The 16,424-nt window shown below is 60.1% G+C and carries 17 protein-coding genes and 2 pseudogenes; 14 read left to right on the plus strand and 5 right to left on the minus strand.

What is annotated here, in order from left to right; all coding sequences use genetic code 11:
* Positions 1-40 precede the first annotated feature (40 nt).
* The 13 genes and pseudogenes from CV102_RS18235 to CV102_RS18310 all read left to right on the plus strand — a co-directional run bounded on the left by CV102_RS18235 (position 41) and on the right by CV102_RS18310 (position 12,267).
* Complete coding sequence (locus CV102_RS18235) at positions 41-973, plus strand: DNA primase (protein ID WP_148859411.1); 933 nt, start codon at positions 41-43, stop codon at positions 971-973.
* Complete coding sequence (locus CV102_RS18240) at positions 966-2,501, plus strand: primase-associated protein (protein WP_148859412.1); 1,536 nt, start codon at positions 966-968, stop codon at positions 2,499-2,501. Before CV102_RS18235 ends, CV102_RS18240 begins: the two co-directional genes overlap by 8 nt.
* A gap of 1,317 nt (positions 2,502-3,818) precedes the next feature.
* Positions 3,819-4,034 (plus strand): annotated as a pseudogene (locus CV102_RS27420) (hypothetical protein); the annotation flags it as partial.
* A 240-nt stretch (positions 4,035-4,274) separates the two neighbouring features.
* On the plus strand, positions 4,275-4,997 hold the full coding sequence (locus tag CV102_RS18250) for a DUF7437 domain-containing protein (RefSeq protein ID WP_148859413.1): 723 nt from the start codon (positions 4,275-4,277) through the stop codon (positions 4,995-4,997).
* A 9-nt stretch (positions 4,998-5,006) separates the two neighbouring features.
* Complete coding sequence (locus CV102_RS18255) at positions 5,007-5,537, plus strand: hypothetical protein (protein WP_148859414.1); 531 nt, start codon at positions 5,007-5,009, stop codon at positions 5,535-5,537.
* Between the two features lie 777 nt (positions 5,538-6,314).
* On the plus strand, positions 6,315-7,196 hold the full coding sequence (locus CV102_RS18265; protein WP_148859415.1) for a DNA-binding protein: 882 nt from the start codon (positions 6,315-6,317) through the stop codon (positions 7,194-7,196).
* A 359-nt stretch (positions 7,197-7,555) separates the two neighbouring features.
* On the plus strand, positions 7,556-7,831 hold the full coding sequence (locus tag CV102_RS18270) for a hypothetical protein (protein ID WP_148859416.1): 276 nt from the start codon (positions 7,556-7,558) through the stop codon (positions 7,829-7,831).
* 42 nt (positions 7,832-7,873) lie between these two features.
* Positions 7,874-8,230 (plus strand): type II toxin-antitoxin system PemK/MazF family toxin, encoded by a 357-nt coding sequence (locus CV102_RS18275; protein ID WP_148859449.1) that lies wholly within the window; start codon positions 7,874-7,876, stop codon positions 8,228-8,230.
* A gap of 495 nt (positions 8,231-8,725) precedes the next feature.
* Entirely contained in the window at positions 8,726-9,067 is a 342-nt protein-coding gene (locus CV102_RS18285) for an SWIM zinc finger family protein (RefSeq protein WP_148859418.1), read from the plus strand.
* A gap of 124 nt (positions 9,068-9,191) precedes the next feature.
* Complete coding sequence (locus CV102_RS18290; RefSeq protein ID WP_148859419.1) at positions 9,192-9,836, plus strand: hypothetical protein; 645 nt, start codon at positions 9,192-9,194, stop codon at positions 9,834-9,836.
* A complete protein-coding gene (locus CV102_RS18295; RefSeq protein ID WP_148859450.1) occupies positions 9,836-10,300 on the plus strand; it encodes a hypothetical protein in 465 nt (154 codons plus the stop codon). The genes CV102_RS18290 and CV102_RS18295 overlap by 1 nt, the downstream gene beginning before the upstream one ends.
* Positions 10,300-10,683, plus strand: coding sequence for a DUF7567 family protein (locus CV102_RS18300; RefSeq protein WP_148859420.1), 384 nt, complete (start codon positions 10,300-10,302; stop codon positions 10,681-10,683). The genes CV102_RS18295 and CV102_RS18300 overlap by 1 nt, the downstream gene beginning before the upstream one ends.
* A gap of 651 nt (positions 10,684-11,334) precedes the next feature.
* The gene (locus CV102_RS18310) at positions 11,335-12,267 is read left to right on the plus strand and encodes an ArdC-like ssDNA-binding domain-containing protein (protein ID WP_148859452.1); all 933 of its coding nucleotides are present in this window, start codon (positions 11,335-11,337) and stop codon (positions 12,265-12,267) included.
* A gap of 102 nt (positions 12,268-12,369) precedes the next feature.
* Here the strand turns inward: CV102_RS18310 and CV102_RS18320 are convergent.
* The 3 genes and pseudogenes from CV102_RS18320 to CV102_RS18330 all read right to left on the minus strand — a co-directional run.
* Positions 12,370-12,567, minus strand: a pseudogene (locus CV102_RS18320) (Cdc6/Cdc18 family protein); the annotation flags it as partial.
* Between the two features lie 118 nt (positions 12,568-12,685).
* The gene (locus CV102_RS18325; RefSeq protein WP_148859421.1) at positions 12,686-13,093 is read right to left on the minus strand and encodes a hypothetical protein; all 408 of its coding nucleotides are present in this window, start codon (positions 13,091-13,093) and stop codon (positions 12,686-12,688) included.
* Between the two features lies 1 nt (position 13,094).
* Positions 13,095-13,352, minus strand: a complete 258-nt coding sequence (locus CV102_RS18330; RefSeq protein ID WP_148859422.1) for an AbrB/MazE/SpoVT family DNA-binding domain-containing protein — start codon at positions 13,350-13,352, stop codon at positions 13,095-13,097.
* 116 nt (positions 13,353-13,468) lie between these two features.
* Between CV102_RS18330 and CV102_RS18335 the strand changes: the two genes are divergently transcribed.
* Complete coding sequence (locus CV102_RS18335; protein WP_148859423.1) at positions 13,469-13,804, plus strand: hypothetical protein; 336 nt, start codon at positions 13,469-13,471, stop codon at positions 13,802-13,804.
* 75 nt (positions 13,805-13,879) lie between these two features.
* On the opposite strand, the gene CV102_RS18340 is transcribed toward CV102_RS18335, so the two are convergent.
* Both CV102_RS18340 and CV102_RS18345 read right to left on the minus strand, forming a co-directional pair.
* Positions 13,880-15,250, minus strand: a complete 1,371-nt coding sequence (locus tag CV102_RS18340; protein WP_222863714.1) for a glucoamylase — start codon at positions 15,248-15,250, stop codon at positions 13,880-13,882.
* 19 nt (positions 15,251-15,269) lie between these two features.
* Positions 15,270-16,424 (minus strand): ABC transporter ATP-binding protein, encoded by a 1,155-nt coding sequence (locus CV102_RS18345; RefSeq protein WP_148859424.1) that lies wholly within the window; start codon positions 16,422-16,424, stop codon positions 15,270-15,272.

The following is a 16,424-nucleotide window of genomic DNA, read 5'->3' on the forward strand; positions in this document are numbered from 1 at the left end:
AGATTGACATGACATTCGCGTTCATCGGTGGGAGATCATTATGATCTGGCGACGGGCAACCCGTGGCGAGGTTTACGCGTTCTATACCGATGAGTTCCCCGAGTACGTAGACCAGCTGCCGCCGTTCATCACACCAACGGCACCGAAAGAGTTCGGGATCAGCTTCCGCGAGCGACACCCAATCCGCAAAGAGAAGCGCCCCGATCGCGACTTCGTTCGACGGCCGACGTGGCGCACCACCTCAGATGGCGAGCCAGTCTCACAGAGTTTCAGTGACTTCGAGGATCTCGTCTCGTTCATCCAGTCTCCCGCACGGTACGACCCGTTCCAAGATAGCGACTACGCCTTGGCCGATCCCGATCTGACCGAGAAGGGAGATCCGATTTCGGATGGCGTCTACTACGGGTTAGACAACTGGGACCGATCGTGGGTCCTCGCGGTCGATATCGATGCGAAAGATATCGCGACGGCACGCGCTGAACGAGAACTTGACGAAAGTGCCCTCGAGCTCGAGACACAGTCTGAGGAGAGGACTCGTGACGACACGTTACTCGCCGAGTCCGAGATTCGTGACGCCGATCCGATGGGGTATCCCTACACGTTTGAGGATATCGAGCGCGCGATCGAGTATGGCTTTGAAACGCGCGAGATCTTCACGGATGTGTTTGCTGCCGAGGAGACGATGGTCGTCTACTCCGGACAAGGCGTCCACGTCTATCTGCTCGACGACGATCTTGAATACGGGTACGATGAGAAAAGCCGAGAAGTGCTCAACGACCTCTTGCTCGAGCGTTATGAGATCCCGATCGATCCTGTTGTGACTGCCGACCGAAGTCGTCTACTTCGCGTGCCCTACTCGTTGCACGCAGAGGTCTGCCGTGTCGTCCAGCCGATTGAGACCCCTGCCTTCGATCCTCGAACGGAAGCCCGACCACAGTTCCTCGAAACCGAGAGTGAACTCACCCATGATTGACCCACGAGAGACCGAGCGAGACGCCTACCTCGCTGCAGCGATCCCAACCAACTACACCGACAGAGAGATCGTTCAACTGTTCACCCGCGGGTACGACCGCTATGTCGTCGATAATACACCAGATCGAGAGACGCTGCTCTCGGATATCGAACGGTTCGGGACTGCTGCGTTCAAACGCTCAAAGCGTAACCGCCCGCTCGAGTACCCGTTCGTCGACGAGCCCGCCACGCTCGTTTTGCTGGCTACTCTCAGTACGATCTGCGTGAGCGAACAACCTCGCTTCGAAGACACGCCGCCTCGTCAGAATCAAGTCCGTCACAACATCCGCGAGCTGTTCGCGACCAACCTCCTCGCACTTGTGCATGAGTACGACGATCCGACGCTCTACCAAGAGATGGCTGAACTCCTCTACGCGAAAGGGCCCAGTCAGGACGGTCCCCACCCGGGTCGCGTCTGTACGGGCGTCAAACCGATGCCCGAATTCAACGAGGAGGCGACTGCCGAAAATGAGTACAATCTCTACGTGGAAATCCCGATGGCGGCTGCTTCTCGAAAGTGTCTCGCGCGAGCATCCACCCAAGCGACGAGTGCCGACGAAACGGGCGAGATTCGAACGCAGGTCAAGAACAACCATCTCTACATCCCGCTCGACCACCTCCATGACACCTATCGATCGTACGCCAAGAGGTGCTTTGGCCGGTTACAGACAGTCCAAGAAAATGAACTCGGTGAGCCACAACGCAAGTGGCTCCGAGAGCACGAGACGGCGATCACCGAGCGGACCGACTACGCCCTCGAGATTGGCCATTACGAGAAGGTGTGGAAAAACTGGGACCGGGGCGAGCAGATCGTCCGACTCATCCGAAATGCGGTGCGAGCATCGCCACGGACTCTGATTGGTGAGTTTCATACTGCTCAGGAGTTGTCCGACGCGCTCGAGGCATACGAACCAGAAAACGAGAGTGAACGAGCCCAGCTCACACAGCTGTCGACCCCTCGAAGTGTAGGGAACTCGCTTGCAGATCACTCATCACATCGATCGGTGACAGTCGATCGGGGTGACCGCGTCAATACGTACCGCATCGGCCACTCGGGCGGTGGATCGCGGCCACTCGAGATTACGGACCTCGAAGACCTGTTTGAACTGCCCTGTCTGGCAGCGATGGATGAGCGGCTCCAAGAAGAGAAACCGGTCCGAAAAGACCTCTTCAACCTCGTTCGGATGGTACTGTGGCTTCCGCAGTACCGCGAGAAATCCGTCGACGCGATCACAGACGACCTCAAAGACCTGTTCAGCCGGTGGCCATGGTTTGATCCAGAGATCTCTGCCTACCAGATCAAGTACGAAGCCCGACGGGGCGATCGTGGAATTGGCCCCAAGGGGAATACACCCCTGCCGATGAATTGTAGTAATGACGATATGCAACGGTACTGTATCGGCAAAGAGCAGTGCCCCTACTCGATCTATGGCAGCCTCCCTTTCGCCGACGAAATGTACGACCAACTCGAGGAAAACGACCCTATTTAATTACAGTTACTAAACTTGGATATTATTTCGTTGCGCATTATCTGAGCCTTGACGATGGAGAAATCAGCGGATAAGGGGGGATTCTTCTAAGAATATGGCATGCACTTGTCTTTTCTACCGTTTCCCAATTCGAACATTGAAATCTAGAATCAGCTGAGCTGGGTGGGTGAAACCCCCCGTTGCGCGTTTTTCGGCTTTTGTGCTTGGAGTCCTCGCTCGTTGCGCGTATTGCTACGGCCTTAGATACGCGCAACGCCGATTTGAAACGATTTGAGTCCGTGTAACCGGCCGTGAATGACGATTTTCCGTCCAAAGGAATGGGGAGGTATGCAGAAACAGAGGTGTGCGCGACGGGAGGTTAGACGTGGAGAGTTCAGAGGGCAGGGAAAGGTGGATATATCAGAATTTGGAGGGTTGGTTAGGAGGTGTAAAAACGACTCGAGAAGGGTGAGGTTGAGTTGGTGTGGAACGGGTGGAATGTGAGGCAGTACAAGGTGGTAGTCGGAGGGGGGATGAGAGGGGAGTGAGAGAGCATTTTCAGAACACGATCAGTGGGGGCCGGAGAGCGGTAGAGAGGTGGGGAAAGGAAGGGGTGTGAAGCGAGGGTACTAGATGTGAACGGAAGTTGAGAAGAGAGCGGAGAGAAGTGTGGGTGAGTAGTAGAGCAGAGGAGAGAATGGGGGCAGTAGAAGGAGGATGACGTTCGAGAAGTGGGGAGAGAGGAGAGGGGGTCTGGAGAACGGAGAGAGGGCGGCGAAGCGAGGAGAGGGGGTGAGTAAATCAAGAGGAGTGGAGATGAAGCTGAGAAGGATGGGAGGGAAGAGCGTACGGGTAGGAGTCGGATCGTGACGGAGAGGATGGCGAGGGCTCGAGGAAAGAGTGGACCTGGTGGGAGAGGTGGTACAGCGTGGGTTGCTCTCCTCGAGGGAGGGATGGTGGCCGTGGACGAGGACGTCGACGGTGATGTGGAACTCGAGGTAGTGGTGAGTGAAGAGCAGCGGAGGAGACGTCAAGGCTAGACGATCGCGAGGGGGTGTTGTTCACCCACCTGAGAGGGGTGAGCGGGATATGAGCTGGACAGATCAACACCAGACGGAAGAGGCAGCGGACGACGACCAGATCCTGAGCGAGGAATTCGACGACTGGGTTCGAGAAGGAGCAGCGCCAGGCGAGGAAGACGAATCGGAGACAGACCAGGTTGATACCACAGCGGACGAAGCCGGGAGTACAGCCGAGGATGGTGAGGGTGAGCAGGCCGGGTTTGCATCGACGAGTTCGGGTACTGTCTCGAGGCAGGTGTCAGATGAGCCACTGATGATGACGCAGTGCCCACGGTGTGATGGACGCGAGTTCGTCTCGAAGAAGTTCGTCTATGAGGAGTTTTACTACAGCGAAGCGGGTGAACTCGAGGTCGTCAAAACAGCTGACGGCACGTGCTACAAGCTGGATGATGTCACGCAATTCCTTCGCGAGGTCCGTACCCTCGCTGAAGAACAGTCTGTGGACGAACTCATCAACAAGTCGCGTGCGATCGATGACGAAATCGACTCGTGGAAATCAATGTGCGACGTCGAGTCACTCGAGAACTTCGCCGGAGCATCAGACAGGAAGATCTGTCGCCTACCGATCGACAAAAACATCTCAAGCTCATCGAGGAATGGGAATACAACTTTCAGGTACAGGAGTCGCTGCAACTTGCTATCAGCCTCCAAAGCTCCGTTAGGGGAAACTCGATCTTGCCTCGTAAGAAGAGTCGGCGGTAGTCTGAAGTACATGGACTTCGAACAAGCGGATATGACCAATCCGGATTGCATTCGTCCCGACGGTGGAATCGATGCGTTGGACCCACCACCAACAGACATCATGGATGAAGAGACACTCGATCCGGCGGTGCTTGCCCAGAACGCGCCCAGACTCGAGACGGTCGTTCAACTCCTCAATCAGCCAGCGCTGGCTCGTGTGTACGTCTATGTCTGCTATTGGGGTCCCGTTTCGCCGCCGGAGATCATGGACGGTCTCGACCTGTCGAAATCGACGACCTACGAATATGTCGATCAGCTAGTTGATCTCGGTCTCGTCGATCGGGATGATTCGACGCGTCCCCAGCAATTGACGGCTGATCCAATCATCATCGTCGAGCAGTACGTCCCCATTGTCATCACGCCGACGGTTCTGCATGCACTTGCGCTGCAAGAAGTTGACGAGGACGTCGAGTACTTCGTAGACCGCTACGGTGCAGGCAAACTCATCGCTGCGCTGCGAGGTGCAGGCCTGCACTTTGCAGGGAGGACGACCCAGCGAATGGTTGCGACTGATATCGACGTTCGCGACACCGAAGCAATGATGATTATCTACGCGCTCGAGCCAGCGCTGACTGTTGGCGGGACGCATGATCCGTTCTTCGAGCATCTGTTTCCGGATGTCCACGATCAGATGGATCTTTCTTCCCTTGACGAGGTAGATGGTGCCCCAGCAGAGTTAGATTCCTCTGAGTGAGGACGTTGGATGAGCCGAAGTAATCCCCTTTCTTCTGAACAGGACGTCCTCGTCGATGCAAACGTCTTCTTTGCGATCGGTCACCCATCGAATCCGAAATATGCCCGATTTCGGAGTGCTATTCGGAACGCTGGTGTCGTATGCAAACTTCCTCAGCGTGTTATCGGGGAGCTTGGCGGTTCAGAAACGGATCGCGTACAGACAGCTCTTGATGAAGGGTGGGCCGAAATGATCGATGCACCATCGCCGACAGACGGGGATGCCGTCGAAGCAAGCGATATCGCCACGAGAACGATCGCGAACGAAACCGGCAAGCCCGAACACGAGGTCGAAAAAACAGATGCAATTCTCGCAGGGCTAGCCATCCAGTACGTTAGAGATCGCTCGACAGCAGGCGTGGTCGTACTGACTAATGATAAACCAGCTAGAAAAGGGATCGAAAATGCGGTCGTTGCACAGGGCTATACTGACGTGGTCTCCGTCTACGGGTTGACAGATATCATTGGAGATGATTCCGGTGACTCGACGCGATTGATCTGAGTATCGCAACGATTCAGTTTCGCTCGGACAATTTCGTCGACAGACGATCGAGACGCTCCTGTACAGACTGTTTGCGAGACTGTGTAGCATAGACAGAACATAGCGACTACACCCACACCTTTGTCCATATCTGGTCAAAATCGTTTGTTGACAGTGTACAAGAATTGAAAGCCCCTGGTCCGCTCGAGTCCCGCGACTCGCTGCGCTCCTCACGCAGTTGCGGTGTTTGCGTCGTTGGGGTTTCCCGAGCGTGTCAGCCCCTTTCGATCTCACCCACATGGTTCGATGGAGAGCTGTCTGAGGCGGTCTGATCGTACCACGGTACGGCCCACTCCGCTCGCCTCCTCGCCCTCCGCGTCGCTTGCGACTGACCATTCCGGGCGTGCGGGCGCTCTCTGCACCGCGAGCGCCCGTTCCGGGCATGTGCCCTCGGCGCCAACGGGTAAGCCCGTCGGTTGCGCCCCTCGCAGGCTTTCGCGTTCCAGTGCTTGGTGCCGATGCGCGCGGCGAGCCACGATGCGGCTCGCCGTGCTCTAGACAGTCGCACTGGACACGGACCTGCAGTTCGGGCCGGACACGAGCGGACTTACTCCGCTGGCCGCTTGCTCCGGTTGCTCCCGGCGCGCGGTGCTAGCTGGTGGGGGGTAGTGTCCCGCTCTACTCGCGCCTCAGGGGACCTGAAGGCGCGAGCGAGAGCGGTTGCAGGAGACGACCACAGTTGGGACTCAGAGGAGTTGGAGTGAAGACGCGTTGGAAAGCGCCTTCGGAGTTAAGACAATGAGTTCTACGAACTTCCGAGAAAATAAAGCTTCGGATGAATCGAGTGTCAACCAAGAGGCGGCTGCGGAGAAGACGGACGGAGACGTGGAGGTGGAAGATCCGTTTACAGAAGACATCGTGGACGAGGCACTGGAGTTCTCGCCGAGTGTCGAGCAGGAGACGCACACGAAAGTCGAGACGAACCACCCGGAGACGGTGGTTGGACGCGAAGAGAACGAGTTCGGACACCTGCCACTGGCACAGGAAGAGCGGATTCGGGCTCGAGAAGAGGAGCTCGAGTTGATCAGCGCGAAGGCGACGGTCGGACGGCAGGACGGGCGAGAGAAGCGGACGCGAGAGGTCGTGGTCGAGCAGCGCCGAGAGCGGCGGGTCGAACGGGTAGATCCCCGTTCGGAGCTGGAGCAGGAGCGGTTGGCGGAGGTCAACAGACAATCGGTGCGAATCACGAAGACGGTGCGTGGCGGTCCAAACCGGGCGGCAGTGAGCCGTGGCCTGGCTGAGAAGGTGATAGACGGGACGTCGATGATCGACGCAACTCTCGAGGAGATGGACGAAGTGAAGGCCGAGTCGGGAACGATCGTGGACATCGCAGACGTGCCGGAGGTGGAAGCAGGCGAGGTGGACGTGGAAGGTGAGATCATCGAGTTGTGGGAACCCTCGAAGTCGTCGATCAGCCAGGTGGGACTGATTGCGGACGACACCGGAAAGATGAAGTTCACGATCTGGAAGAACTCCTATCAGACGACGGTGAGTGAGGGCGAGACGGTTCGGATTCGGAACGCGGCGAAGAACTGGCACAACGAGCGATGCAACCTGGCCGTGACCGGCTGGAGCCGCCTCGAGTTCCCCGAACGCGGTCGGTGGTGGACCCAGGAATAGCGTAGCCTCCCCTTTTTGTGTGTCCGACCACACGCTCGCTTCGCTCGCGTCCTCCCCATCCTCCTCCCTGCGGGGCGCACTTGCGTGCGCCTCCTCAGTCGTCCCTCGCACGTTCTGCGCGCTGAAGTGCGCATTCATCGCGCGCCACCGTTGGCATGGCTCGGAGAGCCCCGTAGACCCGTCCAGTCGGACAGTGTCCGCAGCAGCGAAGACGTGGAGAGGACAACTCGAGGTGATACCGCTGAGTTCGGAGCTCACACCGGTGGCTTGTTCGCCTCCTGAGGGGTGAAGAGGGGCAAAGATGACGATATACGAAACAACAGGACGATTAAACGACTGCACAGACACTCGAGACGTCGGTGAGCATCGAGGAGCGATTCGCGGCGTGGGATTGTGAGCAGGGTAGTGTCCGATCGTGGGCACTGGGCCGGCGACAGTGTGTGCTCTCGTTGGTTCGGTTCATCGCGGACGAGGTGGGCGAGGTGAGGCTCTCGACGCCGATGGAGGTGACGGTCGCGCCGACAGCGGTGTACCAGCCATCGTTGAACTGGCCCGACCACTTCGGTGACACGTACCAAGTGGCTGTCTATTCGAACGTGAACCCGGACTGGGGTCGATCAAAGTCGAAGTCCTAACGCTCGAGGAAGCACTCGAAGTCGCAGAAACCGTCTGTAGAGATCTCGAGGAGCAATACGACCTGCAGACGGAAGGAGCTCGACCCGACGAAAGGATCGGAGCAGCGGGGGACGCGACCATGTCTCGTCGTCCAGAATAACGTCGGGAACGAAAACGCACCGACAACGATCATCGTCCCGTTTACGACGTCGTTCGATGACGATTTGTATCCGTTCGAAGTGCTCATAACGGCCGATGAAAGCCACCTTCGCGAGGACTCCGTCGCGATGTGCAGTCAGATCCGAACTGTGTCGATCGAACACCGAATCAAAAACGTCGTTGGATCCATCTCCGATGAGCGGATGAATGAGGTTGATAGCGCACTCGAGTATAGCCTCGGGTTGCGCGGCTCATGGTAGTTTCCCGGACAACTAACACACACGAGCAGGCCCTTCACCCTCGTCTTCTGCGTTGGTGGCTGTTTTGATGCGTCGTTTCCAGCCCACCCACTCACCACCTCCAGGTTCCGGGCTGCTCACTGCGCTGCCGGGCTTTCCCTGTTGGTACTTGTTCACGCTTTGAACGGCCACTCTTTCTGAGCAGCCAGTGGTGTTGTTCGCCCCCTCAAAGGGGTAGAGGGATCAAAGACGATGCAAACTGCCAGCTGGATCACGAACCCACTCGCCGTTGAGTTCACTACCAAAGCTGATTCTGCCGTCGAGCATTCCCGTTTCGACGTATTCGACGTCCCTCTGTACACTAACACGAGCTGTGATTACTGTGGGAAGTTCGGACTTGTTCCGACGCAGAGCTGTGAAACTGCCTGTGAGCTCGGCGTTCAGCTGATCTGCTCCGAATGTGAGAGTGTGTAACTCGACACAATCCACCAGTTTAGCGGTAGTTACACCTGATCTATGTCACCATCAGCACACCCGATTGAGCAACTTGAACCGACCCAGCGGACGCTCCGACGCGCTCAGTACGAAGCCTTCGAGTTCGAACTTGTCGCGCAGGGCATCCTCGTTCGTAACGCCAGTCATGCGAATCCCGAGGACCACGAGTATCTAGTCACGATCGAGGACGACTTGCCTCACAGCTGTCCGTGTCCAGCAGACGAACACCACCGGGGTGCATGCAAACATCGGGTTGCAGTCGCGATTCGAACATCCGTTCTCGAGGCTGCACGCCACGCACAGCGAATTCGCGAACTGCAGACTAGCGAGGTGCAGGCCACAGCGAATCCACCGTCGCCGTGAGTTACCCCACGGGTGAAACCAAGTGCGACTGTGTGGGGTAACTCTGCCAGACCGATCAGCGTCTGCACGAACGCACCGCACGTGGTGTTGTTCTCACCCTCGAGAGGGATGGAGGGTTTCACAGATGCCACGAGCAGACGAGATGACAGCACAGGCAGCGGAGACACCCGGTGAAGCGCAGTCTATCGGTGAGACGCCGCCGCTTCCACGACGGTTCCTCGCGACTGCCGGCGAGCCGGTCACCCGGATCACTGACCATAGTGACGAGACGACCGAGCGTGTTCGCGTCAACATTTCCATCGAGTACTCAATCGAGACGCTCGAAGAGTTTACCACGTTCTGGGGCTTCTGCGATCTCCGCAGCTGGAAGCGAGCGGCTCTCGAGGCTCTCCTCGGGAAACAGGAGCCCGACACTGTGACGTACGCCGTTGACGAGGACGACCTCGAAGAGTGGAACGTTCAAGTCGACGGGCGTGTCGAGGCATTTGCAGGACTGGTCGAGACTATGGCTGACTATACGGGGTCAAAACCTCTTACTCGAGACGCAATTCCTCACCGAATTGCAGGCCGAATCAACGGTCTCACTGATGGCCGCCGGTCGACCAACGACGTCCTCGGGGGGTTCGCTGACGAGCTTTCCCGGGCAGAACTGTGGGGGGCTGGCGCGTACCTGACTCTCCTGAATGTCAGACACGCCCATTACGAGGATATCGAGCAGTTGACCGCAACGATTGCTCGCACGCTCGGTGATGACGGGGGTGAGGAATGATGGTCAAGCAGCCGATCAAACTTGGTGACGTCTGTTTGAATCTCGCATGGGGGCGACCAGTGCATGTGATCACCGAAACTGGCCAGACCGTAGCCGAGTGGTTAGAGGCAAACAACTACAATTTGCTGGACAGCTACGGCAACTCGCGATTCGACACAGCCGAAGATGATCGAGTATTCGATGTCGTCTATTGCTCAAGCCTCAAGTCCAGGCCTTCGAAGACCTACGCGTATCCCGAGTCGCAGCTTGGCAGCATCGAGAGCGAAGCAGCTGATGCCGGCCGCCAGGTCGCCGATCGTGTGGTCGTCAACGCCCTCGAGGAGCTGTTCGAACGAACAGCCAAGGATGACGAAGGTGCGGTAGCCGTCCTCGAGTGGTATGCTACCGACATCGGATATACGGACGAGGCTGCTGAGGCATGCGAACTGGCTGAGGTCGACCGGCTCGTCGGAGGTGAGATCTGATGGCGATCGTTGAGACTGAAGATCGGTACCCTGGGGCCTTCGATATAATAGAGTGCCCGGTCTGTGGCTCAGAGGAATGGACACATCTCCTCTATCAGGGCGTTTTCTGTGCGAGGTGCAATACCCAGTGTACGCTCCGTGAACCAGCAGGGGATCAGGGATTCATCGCCGAGTTCGACAGCAAATACACCTGGTCCGTCGATCATGGTGAAGCAATCCCTGAAACCGACGAGTACGGGGCACGTGCGTCGGGAAAGTGGCTTGGAACGGAAGCCGACGGATATGAGCGGTACTGGTTTTCGGCGTATGCAGACCACGTTGACGAGCACGACTGCGAGTGGGAGCCAGCGTGGGATCGAGAGACAAAGAACGAGGACGATTGACGTCCTCCACACGGCTGAAGCCGTGGGATTCCTCCGTGGGCAATTCGGCCAGCAGATTACCCTGGCTGTGAACTTGCGGGTTTGCCGACGCTGGTTTGGTTGAACGGGCACGACTGTGTCCCATCACTCGCGGGTGTCCAGTTGTGTCCATCCCACTCCCAGTACGCCCCGTTATTGGGTGCATCCCTATCGCGTTCAGCGGATAGGGCGGCGGGCCGCGCCATCGGCCTGACTCCGTTTTGGAGCACGTTCTACGCCCCGACGATGTCACTGTGTGCGTCCAGATCACAGTCCGACAACGGAAGGAGTCACCGTCCCGAGATACGTTCTCGCTCTCACACTCGGGACACTGACTGCTCGAATCAGCTTCGCTCACCTGTTCAACGATGATCCCTACGTCTCCAAGCGTGAGGGTGAGACGCTCTACGAGCTGGCGATGTGACTAGAACGTGTGCGTTTTCGTGTTTACTTCGACCATCGGACGCAGAACCGGCTCGAAGAAATCGTCGATGAGCGGAGTGTCTTCATCACACCGTGATCCGGTTTTCACTCGAAATCAGGTGTGCGACAGAGTGGTGTTGTTGGAGCGCCGTGAGCGGCGAGGCGCGATCGAGAATCAGTCTCGACCGTGTCAACACTTCGGTGCTAAGTATGACACTAGCAATGCACGAATCGGTGTCGTTCGACGAGGGCGACACCCGGTCAGACGAGATGAACAGTGCGATCGATGCATGGGTTGACGACCTTGTGGAACTCGTCGACGAAGCCCAAGCCAGCGACGAGTTCCAGGCGTGGCTCGATGTGCAGAGTCACTTCCACGAGTACTCGTACCGAAATACACTGCTCATCAAGCAGCAGTGTCCCCACGCAACCCGCGTTGCAGGATACAATACCTGGCGCAGCGAGTTCGACCGACACGTCCAGGAAGGCGAGAGCGCGATCTGGATCTGGGCACCAATCATCACCAACCAGTGCCCAGAGTGCGAGAACTCGCCTTCATACCACGAGAACAGTGATTGTGAGTACGACGAGACGCCACCCGAGGAGTGGTCCAAAGGACTCGTCGGGTTCAAACCCGCCGCCGTCTTCGATATCTCCCAAACCGAGGGTGAGCCACTTCCAGAACTCGAGACTGAGGCAACTGGTGACGCCGGTGACCTGGTTCCAGCCCTCCTCGAAGGTGCAGAGCGCCTGAACGTCGACGCACGGATTGTCTCTCCTGTCGAGTGGACGTACGGGGAAGCGAAAGGAGTCTGCAAACAGCGCTGTCCAATGACCATGCGCCCGCGCGTCGAGGTGAAGGATCGAGACAACCAAGCAGACCTCGCTGGGACGCTCATTCACGAGTACGCCCACGCCCTGTTGCACTTTGACATCGAGGATCGTGATGAGCGAGCGAAACGCGAGGTGGAGGCCGAAGCCGTTGCATACATCGTCGGGCGCTATTTCGAACTGGACATGAGTGGATCAGCGTTCTACCTCGCGGCGTGGAACGGTGACGATGCTGAGGCGATCACTGACCGGCTTGGCCGGATTAGCCACACTGCAAAAGAGTTGATCGATACTCTCGAACGGCCGTGTTGAATCGCCATAAGGCGGTGGAATTCACTTTTTCACGGCTCGCTTGATGTTATAGACGACATACATCAGGGCGATTTCTCGGAACTCACGGAACCAGGATCGTGCCCCCGGTGGGCCGCCGATCGAGACCGTCGGCGGGAGGTATCCCTCATGAACGCCGTTGAGCATGGTGGCGGGCTCGCGTTCCTGGGCATCGCGGGCAACGATCTCATCGGGGTCGGCGAGCGGATCGAGCGCGCCCTTGTCCGCGAAGAGGCTGTCGTCGGGCGCGGTCTCGTCGAACAGGTCGTCGTACTTGTTCATACGATCGCAATTATCCGTGGTAGCCGCGTGGCAGGTATGAACGTATCGCACAGCTCCCACGTGCCCTCGACGCCTGTTCAGCGCTGACTGCGCTCCGGAGTCGCTGTAAGGGAGATCGTCACTCCCAGAGGGTCGCGATGTCGGCGTCGCGCAGCACCGTATCTGACGTGATCACGGCGTCGGTCTCCCGTGTGCGGTGGCTGGCGACGATCAGCCCGTCGTGGATGCTGTACTCGGCGACGACCTGCGCATACGTCGCGAGTTCTGCCTCGCCAACCGGGGCCATCGAGACTGGTCCGTTCGCGAGCAGCGCCTGGCGCACGTCGTCGGGCGTGCCGGTCAACTCGACCCCGCGGACGGTCTTGTCCCGCGAGACCGTGTACAGGACTTCTGCCAGCGCCGTGCTCGGCGCCTGGATGACCGTCTCCCCGGCTTCGGCTTCAGCGAAGACGCGGTCGGCGGTCTCGGGAAGCCCGTCGACGAGATAGCACAGCAGTGCGACCGCGTCGGCCGTGTACGTCGCCATCTCACTCCTCGTAGTTGCGGTCGCGCCGCTCGCGAAGCCGGTCGGCGAGTTCGGCCCCGATCGCCTCGCGCGTTGCCGCCGGGGTGTCGTCGGGAACGAGCAGGCCCCGCCCGCCTGTGCGCGTGCGTTTCTTGACGACGATCCCCTCGTCCGTGTCGAGCCAGAGGACCTCGTCGCCGGGCTCGAGATCGTACTTTTCGCGCAGCTCTTTCGGGATCGTCGCCTGCCCCTTCTCGGTGACGCGCGTCGTCTGGCCCATATGGGGGTAATACGGATTGTAATACTAAAAACGTACGTCGGCTCCTGAAGCGGTTTGGCCACCGATTTCGACAGCCCCTCACATCCCGATCCGTCAGGTCCTGGGGTGCCGTCGCGATGGCTTCCCGCTCACCGAGCGCTGCTGCAGCCGTCATCACCGCGCTCGCAGCCATGATGCGCACCCCTGTCGAGTGCCGTCAGCGGGCAGCCGGCGCTCGAACTCGCCGAGCGGGTGGGGAGTACGTGTTGTCGGCCGAGCGGGTCCGGTTTGGCTCGTCGGGGACCGAAGCGGCGATGGACGAGCGGCAGCGCCACTCCTGTCCGGAATCAGTTCAACTCGAGCGCCGCTCATCCTCGGGGATCGACCGTGAGGAAGTCGTCTTCGTCGGGGCCCCAGATCCGCGATGGCACGACCCCGCAGATCTCGCCGCCGCGTCGGTCGGCCGCCTGTAAAGCGGCGTCGACGACCGCGTCAGCCTGTAGTCAGCACGTGGTCGCGACGGTCGTCGTGCCCGAGAGTCCGTAAGCTCAGCCACTCTGCTCGCGGCGCAACAACGCGACCAGGAACTCCGCGTGACACCACGCCAGCGGCTCCGCGAAGGAGATTACCTCCCGCTCTTCGAGCGCGGCCGCCATCTCGTCGTAGGCCTGCTGCATGTGCCCGAGCTCTTCGACAATGCGGTCCTGCGGGACGTCGCGGAGCGCCTCGTCGTCGAACTCCTTCTCGTAGTCGAGGCCGGTGTCCCACTCCCGCTCGAGGAACTGCTCGAACCGCTCGCGCGTCGAGAGATGCTCGGGGATGGAGCCGTCGGCGTCCGCGTGCTGGGTGATCGTCGCGAGCACCTCGTCGCCGCGCTCGTGCTCGCCGCGGTCGAACCGGAACTGAGCGTGCCAAGCGGTGTACTGCATCCATGGCCCGTTGCCGCCGTGTTGGTGGACGTCGAAGTCGCGGTAGAACCCCCGGAACCGCTGGAGGCCGCCCAGCCGGGGGTCCTCGAGGCTGTGCGCCGCCCGGGTCGCCGCGCGGGCGGCGTGGTCGCCGAACAGCTCCTCGAGGCCGAAGTACGACGGCGCGAACAGCGTGATGTCGGGGCGCTCGTCGCGCTCGCCGTCGGGGGTGTACCGCCGGGGGACGGGCATCCCGTCGACGGCGAAACTGCGTTCGACGCCACCTTCGAGCAGCGTCCGGAACGCGTCGATGCGGTCGCGGACCGCAGCCGCCGCGTCGATGGCGACCGCGTCCGCCGCCGCGACCCGCTCGAGCGCGTCGGCCGCCTGGCCCAGCGCGGCGAGCGCGGCGCAGTTGACCCAGAGCGTGTACCCCGACTCGATGCGCCCCTCGTGGATGCTGGTGGTGCTCTCGAGCAAGTGGGCGTTGGCGTCGTAACACTCCTCGCGGAGGACGGCCACGGCGTCGCCGATTCGGGCGACGAGCGTCTCGAGGAACGCCCCGTCGAGTGCCCCGCCGCTTCCGGCTAGGTCACCGCACGCGGCTTCCGCTTGGATCGCGTGTGCGAGGATGCGGATCCCGTGGGCGACGTTATCTTCCTGCTGGTAGATCGACGTGTCAGTGCCGTCGAGCGCGTAGCGCTGATACCACCAGCCGTCGGCCTGGACGGCCGTAAAAAAGCGGGCGGCCGCGACGATGTGGTCGCGACAGGCGGCGGGGCGCACGCCGGCGTCGGTCGCGGCGAGCCAGGCCCGCGTGATCGACGCCACGTCGCGGGGGTAGACGTAGGGATACCGGTTGTCAGGGAGGCTGGCGAGCGGCACCGCGCCGTCGGTTTCGGCGTCGAAGGTCAGTTCGTCGAGCACGTCGAGGTGAAACGATGGCGCGGCCATCGGCGCTGCGACGTGGTCGGCTACGATTCCGTCATCGGTGGCTGGATCAGTAGACATCAGTCAAAGAGCAGGTGTGTTACGTCGGTCGTGTCTCGATGCGTTCGGCGTCGATGCCGCGGGTTTTGATCGCGTCGCCGGTCGTCGGCTCGAACAGGTAGACGTCTTCCGCGGCGACCGCGACGTCGACCTCGCTCCCTGGATCGGGATAGACCGCCGGCGGCACCCGGGCGGTTAGCGATTGCTCGCCCGCCTCGAGGTAGACGAAGTTGTCGTTGCCCTGGTACTCCGAGACGGTCACGGACGCCTCGAAGCGGCACGTCGCCGCCGCGTCGTCGAGCGAAGTGTCGACGTGCAGATCCTCCGGCCGGAGCCCGAGGCGCACGTCGGCGTCGAGGAGATTGCGCTCGACGGCACCGGTCGGAACCCGAGCAAACGTTCTGCCGTCGTGTTCGACGACGTACTCGTCGCCGCGCTCTCGGACGACGGCGTCGAAGACGTTCATCGCCGGACTGCCGAGGAACGTGCCGACGAACTCGTTGGCCGGGTGGTCGTAGGCGACCTCCGGCGGGGCGACCTGCTGGAGGACACCGGCGTCCATAATCGCGAGCCGGTCGGCCATCGTCATCGCCTCGGTCTGGTCGTGGGTGACGTACACCGCGGTCACGCCCACCTCCTCTTGGATCCGCTGGAGTTCGGTCCGCATGTGCGATCGGAGTTTGGCGTCCAGATTCGACAGCGGTTCGTCGAGGAGGAACACCGACGGCTCGCGGACGATCGCCCGGCCGAGCGCGACACGCTGTTTCTGCCCGCCGCTCATCGCTTCGGGCTTATCGTCGAGCAGTTCCTCGATGCCGAGCAACTCTGCGGTCTCCTGGACGCGTTGCTCTCGGTCGTCGGCTTTCAGGTCCGTCGAGTGTTTCAGGCCGTAGCCGAGGTTTCCGCGGGCGGTCATGCGCTTGTACAGTGCGTAGCTCTGAAACACCATCGCGAGATCTCGCTCGCTCGGGGCCAGGTGGTGGACCGTTCGCTCGCCGATCGTGATCTCGCCGTCGGTCACCGTCTCCAGACCGGCGATCATGCGCAGCGTCGTCGACTTCCCGCAGCCAGAGGGGCCGACCAGGACGAGAAACTCGCCGTCCTGGACGGTCAGGTCGATCCCGTCGACGGCGGTCACCGCTCCGTCCGTGTCGTCGTAAACTTTCGTAACGTCGTGTAGTGTGAGTTCTGCCAT

The organism is Natronococcus pandeyae (assembly GCF_008122205.1).
In the GTDB taxonomy this organism is placed as follows: Archaea; Halobacteriota; Halobacteria; order Halobacteriales; family Natrialbaceae; genus Natronococcus; species Natronococcus pandeyae.

Bases quoted from the DNA above. Each gene is read 5' to 3' on its own strand.
- CV102_RS18340 (WP_222863714.1), bottom strand. From the start codon at position 15,250: ATGTCTACTGATCCAGCCACCGATGACGGAATCGTAGCCGACCACGTC.
- CV102_RS18325 (WP_148859421.1), bottom strand. From the start codon at position 13,093: ATGGCGACGTACACGGCCGACGCGGTCGCACTGCTGTGCTATCTCGTC.
- CV102_RS18250 (WP_148859413.1), top strand. From the start codon at position 4,275: ATGGACTTCGAACAAGCGGATATGACCAATCCGGATTGCATTCGTCCC.
- CV102_RS18255 (WP_148859414.1), top strand. From the start codon at position 5,007: ATGAGCCGAAGTAATCCCCTTTCTTCTGAACAGGACGTCCTCGTCGAT.
- CV102_RS18345 (WP_148859424.1), bottom strand. From the start codon at position 16,424: ATGGCAGAACTCACACTACACGACGTTACGAAAGTTTACGACGACACG.
- CV102_RS18300 (WP_148859420.1), top strand. From the start codon at position 10,300: ATGGCGATCGTTGAGACTGAAGATCGGTACCCTGGGGCCTTCGATATA.
- CV102_RS18290 (WP_148859419.1), top strand. From the start codon at position 9,192: ATGCCACGAGCAGACGAGATGACAGCACAGGCAGCGGAGACACCCGGT.
- CV102_RS18335 (WP_148859423.1), top strand. From the start codon at position 13,469: ATGGCTTCCCGCTCACCGAGCGCTGCTGCAGCCGTCATCACCGCGCTC.
- CV102_RS18265 (WP_148859415.1), top strand. From the start codon at position 6,315: ATGAGTTCTACGAACTTCCGAGAAAATAAAGCTTCGGATGAATCGAGT.
- CV102_RS18310 (WP_148859452.1), top strand. From the start codon at position 11,335: ATGACACTAGCAATGCACGAATCGGTGTCGTTCGACGAGGGCGACACC.
- CV102_RS18235 (WP_148859411.1), top strand. From the start codon at position 41: ATGATCTGGCGACGGGCAACCCGTGGCGAGGTTTACGCGTTCTATACC.
- CV102_RS18240 (WP_148859412.1), top strand. From the start codon at position 966: ATGATTGACCCACGAGAGACCGAGCGAGACGCCTACCTCGCTGCAGCG.
- CV102_RS18330 (WP_148859422.1), bottom strand. From the start codon at position 13,352: ATGGGCCAGACGACGCGCGTCACCGAGAAGGGGCAGGCGACGATCCCG.
- CV102_RS18295 (WP_148859450.1), top strand. From the start codon at position 9,836: ATGGTCAAGCAGCCGATCAAACTTGGTGACGTCTGTTTGAATCTCGCA.
- CV102_RS18285 (WP_148859418.1), top strand. From the start codon at position 8,726: ATGTCACCATCAGCACACCCGATTGAGCAACTTGAACCGACCCAGCGG.